Genomic DNA, 12,043 nt, shown 5'->3' on the forward strand with positions numbered 1-12,043 from the left:
ATCTCCTTGGTCTGGATGCGTGGGACAGGACGTTTTCTGCCGCTGCCTCTAGCCTGAAACCCCTCCATCTGGCCAGATTTTCCTTCCCGCTGTCAGGAAAGCTTCATCCCGGAACCGCCCAGATCGCTGATGTTTCTTACGGTTCGGACTGGAGCTGGGCCGCAAGGGCACTGCTCAGGGGGGAGCGCCGCTGGGGGCCACCAAGAATATGGCCCAGTGGCGCCAGCATCTCGATATGGTCACAGACAATCTTGAAAACGGCGAGCATCGGGACCGACAGAAAGGCACCGGGAATGCCCCACATCCAGTCCCAGAACAGCAGCGATCCCATGACGAAGACGGGATTGAGCGTGAAATGACGGGCCAGCAGCATGGGCGTGATGGTCTCGCCTTCCAGGATGTGGATCAGCAGATAGATCGCCGGAGGCAGCAGCGCATAGAACAGGGAAGAAAAACTGAAAAGCCCGACGATGAAATAGACCACCACACCTGTCAGGGGACCGATGATGGGAATGTAGTTCAGCAAAAACGCCAGAACCCCCCAGAGCAGCGGATTGGGCATTCCGGTCGCCCAGCACTGGATCATGTTCGCCAGCCCTACGAGCAGATTCATCAGGGTGATGGTCACCAGGTAGAGGGAAACATTCCGCTCGATCTGAGCCGTCATCTGCACGAGGCGGCGCTTCTTGGTGAAGGTCGGCATGATTTCCACGATGCGCCTCAGCAGCGTGTCGCCTTCCGTCATCAGAAAGAACAGCATCAGCAGCATCGAGAAGAATCCACCGGCCACTTCCCGCGTGCCTGCCAGCACGGATGATCCGAGGCGGCTGAGTGTATCGTCCGAACCGGAAACCGGCCGGGAATACCGGCTGCCGATCGCAGGGCGCGATCCGCTGAACATGGCTGAAAGACGCGCGTAGTCACGCTGCGCAGCCTGGATCGGGTCCTGCAGAAGGGCCAGCTTGTGCTGAAGGGCCGGCAGGGCCTGTGGTGCACGGGAGATCCACCCCGCGGCCGGCACGGAAATGGTGGTGGCGATTCCCCCGACCATTCCGAACATCACGACAATCAGCAGCAGGGCGGCAAGATGCCGCGGGAAGCGGAGCGTCTGGGTCAGGAAGCGCATCGGCGTGATCATCAGCAGATTGACGATCAGCGCGAACACGAAAGGCAGGAGGATCGGCGCCGTGAAGTAAAGGGAATAGAAGACCGCCAGAATCGTGAGAATCAGGACGCACATGTCCCGGATGTTCAGATGCTGGCGCAGCATGTTCCGGTCCAGCGTCGGGTCCGGAAGATCTTCATCGCTGCCATAGGCCCAGGCACGGTCGCCATGCCCGGAAGAGCTGGAATCTGGGGAAGAATCGGTCATGCGGCCGGACATTGGACATGCCTGAAACGAGAAGGGAATGGACAGACCCGAAGGCCCGGCGGTGGACACAGTTCCGTGTTCTGCCCAAAAACCCTCTTGAACTCCAGTAGCCGTAGGTCACTAAATGCTGAACAGGATCAGCGGGGCATCCCTGCTGGCGAACCTAGATTAGGAGATCCGTCATGGCCTGGAACACGCCAAAAGTCACTGAAATCCCGCTGGGTGCAGAGATCAACTCTTACGTCTGCGGCGAAAAGAAGTAAGAATTTTCCCGTGCGGGGAAATATGCGGCCGCTCCCACTCGGAGCGGCCGTTTCTGTTTTCACCCGGGACCAAGATAAAGACGGTATTTCGAAAACATGATTGATGTGATCGTGCTCGGCGCAGGAGCCGGGGGTGGATTCCCGCAGTGGAATTCCGCCGCCCCCGGATGCGTCGCCGCCCGCACGCGGCAGGGCGCAAAGCCCCGCACACAGGCGTCCCTCGCCGTCAGTGCGGATGGGGAACACTGGTTCATCCTCAACGCCTCCCCCGATCTGCGGCAGCAGATCATCGATACACCCGCCCTCCATCATCACGGCAGCCTGCGGGGCACACCCATCCAAGGCGTCATCCTCAGCAACGGCGAAATCGACGCCGTAACAGGGCTGCTGACACTGCGGGAGCGCGAACCCTTCACGCTGATGGCCAGCGATTCCACACTTGAACAGCTCGCAGCCAATCCGATCTTCGGCGCACTCGATCCGGCCATCGTACCGCGCGTGCCGCTGATCCTGAACGAAGCCACCTCCCTGCTGCTCAGGGACGGCACACCCTCCGGGCTGCTGCTGACGCCTTTCGCCGTCCCCGGAAAAGCGCCGCTCTACGCGGAAGCCGGAGGATCGAAACCCGATGAGACCCTGGGCCTGTCCATCACCGATGGCCATCAGACAGTGCTGTTCGTGCCCGGATGCGCACACATCACTCCGGAACTGGTGGCGCGCGCCGAGAAGGCAGACCTGCTGTTCTTCGATGGAACACTCTGGCGGGATGATGAAATGATCCGCGCCGGGCTGGGGCAGAAGACCGGACAGCGGATGGGTCATGTTTCCGTCAATGACGCCGGCGGCCCCATGGAGGCTTTCGCCTCCTGTTCAAAACCCCGCAAGATCCTGATTCACATCAACAACTCCAACCCGATCCTGATGGAAGACAGTCCGGAGCGCCGGGAAACCGAGCGGGGCGGATGGACCGTGGGAGAAGACGGCATGACTTTCAGACTGGGAACACCATGACACTGCTGACACCTGACCAGCTCGAAGCCCGCCTCCGCCAGATCGGGGCGGAACGCTATCACAACCGCCATCCGTTCCATCGCAAGCTGCATGACGGAAAACTCAGCCGCGAACAGGTGCAGGCCTGGGCGCTGAACCGCTATTATTACCAGGCGCGCATCCCCGCGAAGGATGCCACCCTCCTCGCCCGCCTGCCCACGCCCGAGCTGCGCCGCGAATGGCGCCGCCGCATCGAGGACCATGACGGCACGGAGCCCGGGACAGGCGGCGTCGCCCGCTGGCTGGTCCTGACGGACGGACTGGGGCTGGACCGTGACTACGTGGAAAGTCTGGACGGCCTGCTGCCCGCTACGCGCTTTTCCGTTGATGCCTATGTGAATTTCGTGCGGGACCGGTCGATTCTCGCGGCCATCGCCTCTTCCCTGACCGAACTCTTCTCCCCCACGATCATCAGCGAGCGCGTGTCGGGAATGCTGCGGCATTACGATTTCATCTCGGAGAAGACGCTGGCCTATTTCACGCCGCGCCTGACACAGGCCCCGCGGGACTCCGACTTCGCGCTGGCCTATGTCCGCGAGAACGCCCGCACACCCGAACAGCAGAAAGAAGTGCTCGGCGCGCTGGAGTTCAAATGCGCCGTTCTGTGGACGATGCTGGACGCCCTTGATTACGCCTATGTGGACGGCCACATCCCACCCGGCGCCTTTGTTCCAGAAGGCATGAAGGCACCGGCATGAGTGACGCACCCGTTTTCGTGACGGAAAGCTCCGTCCTCGCCTTTGCGCGCGGTTACCGCCTCCAGCATGACCGGGTGCGGGACGTGTGGCTCATTCAGGCGCCGGAAAAGGCTTTCGTGACGGAAGGGACCGCGCCCCATATTCTGCGTCTCGTGGACGGGGAACGTTCGGTCGGCAGTCTCATCGATGAACTGGCCAGACGGTTTTCCGCCCCGCGTGAGATCATCGCCTCCGATGTCCTCGCGCTTCTTTCGGATCTGACGGCAAAGGGCGTCCTGCGCGCATGACACTTCCCTCCCCCCCGATGAGCCTTCTGGCGGAACTGACCCATCGTTGTCCGCTCTCCTGTCCATACTGCTCCAATCCACTGGAACTGGAGCGCAAGGCGGCGGAGCTGGACACGGCGGGATGGCGTTCCGTGCTGGAACAGGCGGCGGAAATGGGCGTGCTTCAGGTTCATTTCTCGGGTGGGGAGCCCATGTCCCGGCCGGATCTGGTGGAGCTTGTGGCTCTGGCCCGCAGTCTGAACCTTTATTCCAACCTCATCACCTCGGGCGTCCTGCTGGACGAAGCGAAACTGGAAGCGCTGGACAAGGCGGGCCTAGACCATATCCAGCTTTCGTTTCAGGACGTCACGGAAGAGGGAGCGGAACGGATCGGCGGCCTGAAAGGCGCGCAGGAACGGAAGCTGAAGGCCGCGCGCCTCATTCAGGCTTCCGGAATTCCACTGACCTTCAATTTCGTGGTGCATCGTGAAAACGTGGCGCGCATCCCGCAGATGTTCGCCCTGGCGCGGGAACTGGGTGCAAGCCGCGTCGAAATCGCCCATACGCAGTATTATGGCTGGGGTCTCGTCAACCGGGACGCCCTGCTGCCCAGCCGGGAACAGCTTGAGGACGCCACCCGTGCGGTGGAAGCCGAGCGCGCGAAAGGTGGTCTGGCGGTGGATTACGTCACTCCGGATTATCACGCCGACCGCCCGAAACCCTGCATGGGCGGCTGGGGCCAGCGCTTCGTGAATGTTTCCCCGTCCGGGCGGGTGCTGCCCTGCCATGCGGCGGAAATCATTCCGGACGTAACGTTCCCGAATGCGCGCGAGGAGTCCCTTGCGGAAATCTGGAATGACTCCCGCCTGTTCAACATGTTCCGCGGGACGGACTGGATGCCGGAGCCCTGCCGCTCCTGTGACCGCAAGGAAATCGACTGGGGCGGATGCCGGTGTCAGGCGCTGGCCCTGACGGGGAATGCCGCCAATACCGATCCGGTCTGTTCCCGTTCGCCCTTCCACGAGAAGGTGGAAGAGGCTGTCAGGCAGGCGGAAACGGCGGAACTGGTCTATCGTCGGTTCTGACCTTTTCCTGCCGTGAGACCTTTTCATGACTGTTCCGGATATTGATCCGTTCCATGCCATTTCCATCAGCGCCCTGTCTCACAGGCTGGCGGCGGAAGGGCGCAGCATCATTCACATGGAATTCGGCCAGCCCTCCACCGGCGCCCCGAAAGCAGCCCTGGAACGCGCCCACCACGTGCTGGACACGGACCCGATGGGATACTGGGAAAGCCAGCCCCTGAAAGAACGGATTGCCCGGCATTATCTGGAAACCTATGGCGTCAGGATCAGCCCCGATCAGGTCATTCTGACGAATGGCGCGTCTCTGGCACTGATTCTGGCGCTGCTGAGCTGTTTCACGCCCGGCGCCCGGGTGGCTCTGGCGCGGCCGGGCTATGTGGCGTATCGTAATTCTCTCCGGACACTGCACATGGTGCCGCTGGAAATACCGTGCGGCGAAGCCGAACGCTTCCAGCTGACGGCGGAGGCTGTCGCGGCCCTTGATCCCGCACCGGACGGCCTCATCATCGCCAGCCCCGCCAACCCGACCGGCACGATCCTGTCCGCTCCGGAGCTACAGGCCATCATGGATGTCTGTCAGGCGCGGGGAATCCGGGTTATTTCCGACGAAATCTATCACGGCCTGTCTTATGCAGACGCCACACACACAGCGTTCTGGATTATGATTCCTCCGCGCTGGTAGTAAACAGCTTCTCCAAATATTTCAGCATGGCACCCTGGCGTCTGGGCTGGCTGATTGTCCCGTCTGACCTGATTGACGTAGCGCGGGCACGGATGGGCAATCTTTTCCTGACGCCTCCCGCACTGAGCCAGCATGCCGGACTGGTGGCCCTTGACTGCAAGACAGAACTGGACGGCCATGTCGAAACCTATCGGCGCAACCGGGATCTGCTTCTGGCCGCCCTTCCGGAACTGGGACTGAACCATATCGCCCCTCCCGATGGCGCATTCTACATCTACGCCGATATCAGCCATCTGACGGATGACAGCCTCTCGTTCTGCAGACAGCTTCTGCTCGATACGGGCGTGGCCACGGCGCCAGGAATCGATTTCGATCCGGTGAATGGGCGGCATTTCATGCGTTTCAGCTTCGCAGTTTCCACACCCTTGGTCGAAGACGCAATCAGACGCATGATTCCATGGTTCCGGAAAAGAAACGAGAATAAATTAGTTGCGTATTAAAAACATAAGTCAATTTTTTTTAAATCGTATCGTTCACTGACTACGTTTCGATTTCGGATCTTTATATGTTCTTTCCAGAAGAGCATCTCAATCAGAACGGCCTTGGAAATCCTGGGCCGTTTTTTATTAAAACAATTGCGTAATATGTCAGAGTGCAGGGAAATGTCGTTCCTGCCCTGACTGGGAAATACATGAAACCAATATTCTGTTTTCTGGTCGCTTTCATTGTCTTCGCCTCAGCAAGAGCCGATGACAACCTGGTCGTCCGGGGTGTGAATGAGCATGAAATCCAGCAACTGACGCAGCAACTGATCAGGCCAGCCTCCACATTTTCGTTTAACAACGACAACCATATCGCCCGATGGATGAACCCGGTCTGCGTTGACATCATGGGACTGCCCGAGGCCGAAAAGCAGAAATTGCAAAGCTATCTTTTTGCGGCCTTTACGTATTTCAACATCGATTTCAGAAAACGCTGCATCCTGGCCAACACCTATATTTTCGTCACACCGGATTCTGACACCCTGATGTCCAGGATACTGAAACGCGAACCACATCTCAGCCAGGGCATTGATGCCGATGAACGGTTCAGGGACAATTTCATCCCACCTTCCGACGCACTCATCAGCAATCTGAAAAAACCCTGACCCGTCCGATGGTTCTCCGCATCGAGCCGGAGAAACGCTGCGGATCTGCCACCAGAGTTCATCACCCTGGCCTCTCTAGGAACATATTTCGCAGATGTTCATCAGGATGCATCCGCTCTCGGCGGAGAAACAAAGACGGCGCTCACGCAATCCGTCATCATCGTTGATACCAGACGGATAGAAGGCACATCATGGGATTCGCTTTTTCCCTATCTCGCGATGGTCATCATGGTGAATCCGGAACTGAAAAAATATTCCGGACAGGGCAGCATCATCACTGATTATGTCCATGACGGACAGGCCGTGCCCGGCAGCATGACGTTTTCGCTTTACGATGAAGCTCTTGTCAGAGCGCTCTATGCAAGCGAGCCCTCCGATGACCTCCAGAGCGCACTGACGGATATCAACGGGAAAATCCTCGATTTTCTCAGAACACACCAGACGCAGATGCCCTGAATATCTTTAATGCCCAAAGAACGCTCCTCTGTCACCGGATAACGCGCCTGCAAAACGCCTGCCGAAAGCCTCAGGGAGATGTCATGCGATCCATGGTTTTGCGTAGGGGATAAAGCGCCAGGTTTTCGATGGAAGCCCCGACATTCGTAGCCTGAAGGCTCAGCATATCCAGCGGGTTGGCCGGGAAGACGAGCGCCGTCCCGACAGACAGCCCGTCATTGACGAAGATTTCGAGCGCACAGGCATCCAGCACCAGCTGAAGCGAAAAGCGCCGGCTGCCCGCGATCAGAGGCGTGGAAAAACGCTCCGTAAAAAAGGGCTGGGAAAATCCGCGCAGATTTCCGCGATCCAGCCAGATCTGGCTGGAAAACGCATCGAACCCTATGGAGAGGGTTTCGCCCTGGCTGTTGGAAAAAACAATCATGAAGCGCCCGGCGCGGCCATGGTCTCCATCGGGCTGAGGGTCCTTGCGTTCATCCACCGTTACGGTGAGGGAGAGTTCAAGGGCTGTCCCGTTCGGAATGACGGTCTGAACGCCGCTTTGCGCCGCAATCCGGTCGACCTTGAAGGGAATGGCTTCCCCGCGCAGCGCAGCCAGCCCGCGGGGGCGCTGGACCAGACGCAGCCAGTTCATGTCATCGCGCCGCAGACTGAGCGTCCGGGGCAACGTCATGACGCCACGCCAGCTCCGGTTGGGGACTTCCTCGCAATACTGCCAGTTTCCAAGCCAGGCGAAATAGGCTGTCTCGTCCCTGGGCATGTTGTCATAGACCTGCATCGCATAGCTGTCCTTTGCAAAGTCGGTCAGACCAATAACAGTATTGTCGGGGATGAAGCGCTCTCCATCGAAATCACCCACGAAGTACTGTGTGACGCTCCCACCCTGCGGACCGCCAGGATTGACGGACACGAACAGCACCCAGCGCTTTCCCCGCTCCGGGCCTTCAATATCCAGTTCGATCAGGTTCGGACATTCATAATCCACGCCGAACAGACCTGACGGACCGAAACTGCTCAGATGCATCCAGTGCCGCAGATCGATGGAGCCATAGAACGCAATCTTGTGTTCCCGGGCGCGGGCCACGACCATGATCCATTTCCCGCTCGGCGTATGCCAGAACACCTTGGGATCCCGAAAGGAATTCAGGCCAATGTCCAGAACCGGGTTATGGGCATAATCAATGAAATGGCGGCCGCCATCCGGACTCCAGGCGACATACTGCGTCTGTCGCTGTGGTGTGGCGCGGGTATAGATCGCCACGAAACCGCCCGCCATGGGAGGAAGATGCGAAACGGCATTCGCTGTCGGGACGTCTGGAGGAGCCGGTGCATAGAAAGGGCCGAAAGATGTTCCGGCCTGCGACCCGGAGGACGGAATGCTGTCCGGCGCGCGGGGCACGTCCGTCGCATGCTGGCCCAGCGAGGGCGTCAGGGCATCCACGGCCGCCTGTGTGGCGCTTTTGTCTTCCGGAGCCACCGCGGCCGGTTTTTCGTCAGGGGCTGAAGGCGGAAAGAGCCCTGACATGTTGTCACGATCCAGAACGACACAGCCCGTATAGGCTTCCCCTGCCGGGGTCTGGTCGATCGCAATGGGGAGATCCTGCCATGTATAGAGATCGCGGCTGATGGCATGTCCCCAGTGGACACGTCCGGCATAAGGGGACGTCGGATTATACTGGTAGTAAAGGTGGTAGTATTCGCCATCGAAGATCAGGCCGTTCGGATCGTTCATGAACCCCGAGAGCGGCGAGAAATGAATGGAAGGACGATAGAAATAGTCACTCTGCGTCCTGATAACGGGCTTGCTGTTTCCGCCGGGCTGATCGGCGGGTTCGATATGGCCGACATTCGGCTGGTTCTTATGAGGATTATCCATGGCGGGTGTCGACTTTTCGGCTGCTCCTGCCAAAGGAACACCTCCGCTGGCGGCTCCTGCGACGATAAGGGATTGCAGGGCTTGGCGGCGCCCCAGCAGGAATGTGTTTTTCTGATCCGTCATGAAGGCAGCATACATGAGTGTGATTTTTTCCAAACCCGGAAGGTGATCCCGTTGTCCGTCTCCCTGCCGCACAGACATTGCGTGTCTTTCCGGAATCCGGGAATAGTGCGCTCATGAAGCGTCTCGACCCCTTTCTCCTGTCCCTGATCTGCGCGATCGTTCTGGCTTCTTTCCTGCCCTGCCGCGGCGTGATGCAGGGCATCCTCCAGGATGTCGTCACCATCCTCATTACCCTGATGTTCTTCTTTCAGGGCGCCAAGCTCGAACGCCATGCCATCATTGACAGCGTCCGGGACTGGAAACTCCAGGGCAGCGTCCTGTTCTGCACATTCGCGTTGTTTCCACTGCTCGGGATCGGGCTGCATCTGCTGTTCCGCACCGTTTTCCCGGATGCGCTGTTTGGCGAGGACCTGTGGTCCGGCATTCTGTTCCTGTGCTGCCTGCCTTCGACGGTCCAGTCCTCCATCGCCCTGACATCGATTGCAAAAGGCAACGTCCCGGCCGCGATCTGCGCCGCCACGGTGTCCAACATCGCGGGAATTGCGCTGACGCCACTGCTGACGGGTGTCGTGCTGGGGCATGTCGGTGCGGGTCATTCCCCGCTTGAATCGGTCATTGACGTCAGCAAGGAACTTCTCCTGCCTTTCGCGCTAGGTCAGGCGCTGCAACGGTGGGTTGGCCCGATCGTGCGCAGACACAAGATCCTGATTTCCTTCACGGACCGCGGGTCAATCGTGGTGGTGGTCTATACGGCCTTCAGCTCCGCCGTGGTGGAGGGGATCTGGCATCGCGTTTCACCGCTGCATCTGGGAGAAGTGGCCCTGCTGGATACGGGGCTGCTGGCCATTGTGCTGATCCTGTCGCATCTGATCGGAGACGGCCTGCACCAGACGACGGAAAACAAGATCGCGCTCCAGTTCTGCGGGTCCAAGAAATCGCTCGCCTCCGGCGTGCCCATGGCGAGCGTGATTTTCCCGGCAGCGTCGGTGGGGATCATCGTCCTGCCCCTGATGATCTATCATCAGATCCAGCTCTTCACCTGCACCCTGCTGGCACGCCGTTACGGCAGGCGCGACCAGGGCAGCAGCACATCGCCATAACGCCGGACGGAAACGCCATAGACGTCCGCGAACATCCTGTCCGTCAGGACGTTTCCCGGCGTTCCGGCGCTGTCCAGCCGCCCCTGTCGCAGAACGGCCAGACGTGAGCAGAAACGGGCGGCCAGCATCAGATCGTGCAGGACGACCACGACAGCCCGCCCCTCTTCCGCCAGGCGCCTGAGCAGCATCATGACGGCCAGGGCCTGTGCCGGGTCGAGGGCGGCAACCGGCTCATCCACCAGCAGCACCGGAGCCTGTACGGCCAGGGCGCGCGCCAGAAGCACACGGGACCGCTCCCCGCCTGACAGTTGCCGGGCCGAGCGCTCCGCAAAGGCCTCCATTTCCACAGCGGCGATTGCCTTTTGGATAGCGGCGCCGTCTTCCGAGGCCGAGGAAAACCGCCTGTGCGGCAGGCGGCCCAGCGCCACCACTTCCCGGACAGTCATGTCCGTCGGGGCCGGGGCATCCTGCGGAAGATAGGCCAGCAGACGTCCGCGCTCCTCCACGGGGAGATCGCCCAGCGGACGATGATCCAGCAGCACGGTGCCGGCGGTGGGCGTCTGCAATCCGGCCATGGTCCGCAGGAGCGTTGTCTTGCCCGCACCATTCGGACCGATCAGCCCCAGAACCTCTCCCCGGCAGGCCTTGAGCGTGACCCCGTCCAGCAGGACACGATCCTGAAAACGCAGTTCCAGCCCATCTACCCTGATATTCATGCCGACTGCCCTCTCAGACGCCAGACCTGCCAGAAAAAGACCGGCGTCCCGATCAGGGAGGTCACGACACCAAGCTGGAGCTCCGACCCGCTCAGCGGCGCGCGGACGAACAGGTCAGCCGCCAGAAGAAGCGCCGAGCCACCCAGCATGGAGGGTAGGAGAAGCCGGGACGGCCGTCCGCCGACCAGAGGACGGAAAAGATGAGGCATCACCAGCCCCACGAAGCCGATCCCGCCCGCCACCGCCACACCGCTTCCGACGGCCAGCGCAGTTCCGGCCACCACGCGCCACTGGATAGAACGCAGGGGGAAGCCCAGCGTCTGGGCCACGTCCTCGCCCAGAGTCAGCGCGTCCAGCGCCCGCCCTGTTCCCAGCAGAAGAGCGGTACCCGCGGCCATTCCCGGCGCGGCGAGAATGACATCATGCAGGCTCGCCCGGGACAGGGAACCCATCAGCCAGTGCATGATCTCGTAGGAGGCATACGGGCTTGGCACGAGGTTGAGCGTCAGGGCCAGAAGGGAAGCGCTCATGGAGCCCAGCGCCGCTCCCGCAAGAATGAGAACCAGTGTTCCGCCCCGCGTCAGGGAGAGCAGCAGCAGGGTTGCGCATCCGGCCCCCGCCAGAGCGGATAATGGCAGCGCGACCGGCCAGAGCGTGGCCAGTCCCGTATAGAACACCAGCACCGCGCCAAGCGCACCACAGCCAGAAATGCCCAGGACCCCCGGATCGGCCAGCGGGTTACGCAGCAGTCCCTGCATCGCCGCCCCGGACAGACCGAGTGTCCCTCCGATGAGAACGGCAAGAATGGCGCGTGGCAGGCGGATATGTCCGATCACGGTCGCCGCAATGGAGGGTTTCCCCTGCGCCAGATCCCATACACCGTCCAGAAGCCCGATCCCGGCCACACCGAATGCAAGAGAGCTGACGAACAGCACGATCACGGTCAGGGACAGGCCGGCCAGCAGGAGATCGTAACGCTTCATGGGGCCGCTCCGGTCAGGGTGTCATGGGCCGTGACGAGAGCCGCCAGCGCATCCAGCGTCTCGGGCAGGCCGCACAGCGTCAGGCGCCCCGGCAGGGACAGGGTGTGCGGTCCGGAAAAACGGCCTGCAAGAGCGGGATGGCGCACGATGGTTTCCGCCAAAGACGGCCCTTCGGAAATCAGGGCCGTGACGACAAGATCCGGAGAGCGGGCGACAAGCTGTTCGA

At 60.6% G+C, this 12,043-nt stretch carries 12 protein-coding genes and 2 pseudogenes; 9 read left to right on the plus strand and 5 right to left on the minus strand.

The window, feature by feature from the left end; genetic code table 11:
• Window positions 1-136: 136 nt before the first annotated feature.
• Window positions 137-1,384 (minus strand): AI-2E family transporter, encoded by a 1,248-nt coding sequence (locus GMO_RS08805; RefSeq protein ID WP_008852022.1) that lies wholly within the window; start codon window positions 1,382-1,384, stop codon window positions 137-139.
• Window positions 1,385-1,554: 170 nt separating this feature from the next.
• On the opposite strand from GMO_RS08805, the gene pqqA reads away from it, so the two are divergent.
• The 8 genes and pseudogenes from pqqA (at window position 1,555) to GMO_RS08840 (ending at window position 7,019) form a co-directional block, all read left to right on the plus strand.
• Window positions 1,555-1,635, plus strand: a complete 81-nt coding sequence (pqqA, locus tag GMO_RS13915) for a pyrroloquinoline quinone precursor peptide PqqA (protein ID WP_010502998.1) — start codon at window positions 1,555-1,557, stop codon at window positions 1,633-1,635.
• Between the two features lie 96 nt (window positions 1,636-1,731).
• Window positions 1,732-2,646 carry a pyrroloquinoline quinone biosynthesis protein PqqB gene (gene pqqB, locus GMO_RS08810; RefSeq protein WP_008852023.1) on the plus strand — a complete coding sequence of 305 codons (915 nt, stop codon included), beginning with the start codon at window positions 1,732-1,734 and terminating at the stop codon, window positions 2,644-2,646.
• Window positions 2,643-3,383, plus strand: coding sequence for a pyrroloquinoline-quinone synthase PqqC (gene pqqC / locus GMO_RS08815; protein ID WP_008852024.1), 741 nt, complete (start codon window positions 2,643-2,645; stop codon window positions 3,381-3,383). Before pqqB ends, pqqC begins: the two co-directional genes overlap by 4 nt.
• A complete protein-coding gene (gene pqqD / locus GMO_RS08820; RefSeq protein WP_008852025.1) occupies window positions 3,380-3,670 on the plus strand; it encodes a pyrroloquinoline quinone biosynthesis peptide chaperone PqqD in 291 nt (96 codons plus the stop codon). Before pqqC ends, pqqD begins: the two co-directional genes overlap by 4 nt.
• Complete coding sequence (gene pqqE / locus GMO_RS08825; RefSeq protein WP_040508759.1) at window positions 3,667-4,734, plus strand: pyrroloquinoline quinone biosynthesis protein PqqE; 1,068 nt, start codon at window positions 3,667-3,669, stop codon at window positions 4,732-4,734. The genes pqqD and pqqE overlap by 4 nt, the downstream gene beginning before the upstream one ends.
• 25 nt (window positions 4,735-4,759) lie before the next feature.
• Window positions 4,760-5,916 (plus strand): annotated as a pseudogene (locus GMO_RS08830) (pyridoxal phosphate-dependent aminotransferase).
• A 191-nt stretch (window positions 5,917-6,107) separates the two neighbouring features.
• On the plus strand, window positions 6,108-6,563 hold the full coding sequence (locus GMO_RS08835; protein WP_040508761.1) for a hypothetical protein: 456 nt from the start codon (window positions 6,108-6,110) through the stop codon (window positions 6,561-6,563).
• 228 nt (window positions 6,564-6,791) lie between these two features.
• Window positions 6,792-7,019, plus strand: a complete 228-nt coding sequence (locus GMO_RS08840; RefSeq protein ID WP_139064418.1) for a hypothetical protein — start codon at window positions 6,792-6,794, stop codon at window positions 7,017-7,019.
• A 70-nt stretch (window positions 7,020-7,089) separates the two neighbouring features.
• On the opposite strand, the gene GMO_RS08845 is transcribed toward GMO_RS08840, so the two are convergent.
• The gene (locus GMO_RS08845; RefSeq protein ID WP_083813646.1) at window positions 7,090-9,018 is read right to left on the minus strand and encodes a glycoside hydrolase family 32 protein; all 1,929 of its coding nucleotides are present in this window, start codon (window positions 9,016-9,018) and stop codon (window positions 7,090-7,092) included.
• Between the two features lie 113 nt (window positions 9,019-9,131).
• Here GMO_RS08845 and GMO_RS08850 point away from each other — a divergent pair, with 113 nt between their 5' ends.
• Window positions 9,132-10,118, plus strand: coding sequence for a bile acid:sodium symporter family protein (locus GMO_RS08850; RefSeq protein ID WP_008852032.1), 987 nt, complete (start codon window positions 9,132-9,134; stop codon window positions 10,116-10,118).
• On the opposite strand, the gene GMO_RS08855 is transcribed toward GMO_RS08850, so the two are convergent.
• The 3 genes and pseudogenes from GMO_RS08855 to GMO_RS14415 all read right to left on the minus strand — a co-directional run.
• Window positions 10,079-10,834: an ABC transporter ATP-binding protein gene (locus GMO_RS08855; protein ID WP_008852033.1), complete on the minus strand. Its 756-nt coding sequence runs from the start codon at window positions 10,832-10,834 to the stop codon at window positions 10,079-10,081. The two genes, GMO_RS08850 and GMO_RS08855, sit on opposite strands and share 40 nt — an antisense overlap.
• Window positions 10,831-11,817, minus strand: coding sequence for a FecCD family ABC transporter permease (locus GMO_RS08860; protein WP_008852034.1), 987 nt, complete (start codon window positions 11,815-11,817; stop codon window positions 10,831-10,833). The genes GMO_RS08855 and GMO_RS08860 overlap by 4 nt, the downstream gene beginning before the upstream one ends.
• Window positions 11,814-12,043: pseudogene (locus GMO_RS14415) on the minus strand (ABC transporter substrate-binding protein); the annotation flags it as partial. The gene GMO_RS08860 and the pseudogene GMO_RS14415, both read right to left, overlap by 4 nt.

The organism is Gluconobacter morbifer G707 (genome assembly GCF_000234355.1).
GTDB classification, from domain to species: domain Bacteria; phylum Pseudomonadota; class Alphaproteobacteria; order Acetobacterales; family Acetobacteraceae; genus Gluconobacter; species Gluconobacter morbifer.